Genomic DNA, 1,057 nt, shown 5'->3' on the forward strand with positions numbered 1-1,057 from the left:
CGAAATTGCAATAGTATACAGCAGTAAACCAAGAAACAAGAGAACAAAAACCCATACTAGTCCTCCATCATTGAGAGAACTTTCATTTAATGAACGTAAACTCCCTAAGAAAAACACAACAAATACGATTAAAGGAACCACTAACCAAAGATAGATAGAAAGTTGCAGAATAAATAATTTCCATTTTTTACCTTTCATTAATTGACGACTTTGGTCTAAAGCGTCCATAATTGAAATATCTGGATCGTCTTTTAAAATATTCAAAGCTTGACTATAACTGTATGTTTTAATAATTCCTGGAATAATCAATAACAAGGACCATAAAACGATTAAAATATTCATCACTAATATTAATCCTAGTATTTTCCAAATTCTTTTTTTTCTAAACGTTTGAAACATGGATTCTACTGTGAGCTTAGCCCCGTCGACCATATCAAGGATGCTCCAGTTGTAACCTACATTCAACAGTCCTGAAAGCAACCCGATGAGAAAACTAACTAGTCCTGTCAACAGACCAATTCCTGGCGATAAAGTGACTGCTACGTTTGTTTCATAGGTACTGGTACTAATCATATCCGGCAAAGACAAGAAACTGCCTACCCCTATAACTGAAAAAATTGCTTGACTCATGATGCCAGTTAAAACAGAAATAATAATGAGATTTAAAATAGCTACTTTCCAATTTCCTTTTAACTGTTGTTTAGCTCTTTTTTTGATCGCTCTTATATTCATACCTTCTCCTCCAATGAAATCTACTTTTATACTCTCTTCTTCATTACTTTAATCATAAACGTTTAAAGAGGGTTTCTCAAATAATTTCATTTGCCGCTGCATTTGTTTAGTTATTCACGATAGCCGTTAATGATCCCTTTTTCCTCTATTCATTTGAAAAAAGTTTCGATTCCTGCGAAAACCCTTCTTTTCCTGAATGAATTCACGAATATTCTGGATAAAAGTAAAAACATACCCATCAGCTAAAGACACGCTTTAACTGATGAATATGTTTAATGATGGATTTTAAACAGTCCACTTTTCATAGTCTTCATTTTCCATCGAC

At 33.2% G+C, this 1,057-nt stretch carries 1 protein-coding gene; it reads right to left on the reverse strand.

Annotated features, from left to right (window positions below):
* Nucleotides 1-732 (reverse strand): DUF975 family protein (locus tag RT405_RS06970; RefSeq protein WP_313468694.1); only part of this gene is annotated, 732 nt, incomplete at its 3' end.
* Nucleotides 733-1,057 lie beyond the last annotated feature (325 nt).

It is taken from the genome of Carnobacterium sp. (genome assembly GCF_032094055.1).
GTDB lineage: Bacteria > Bacillota > Bacilli > Lactobacillales > Carnobacteriaceae > Carnobacterium_A.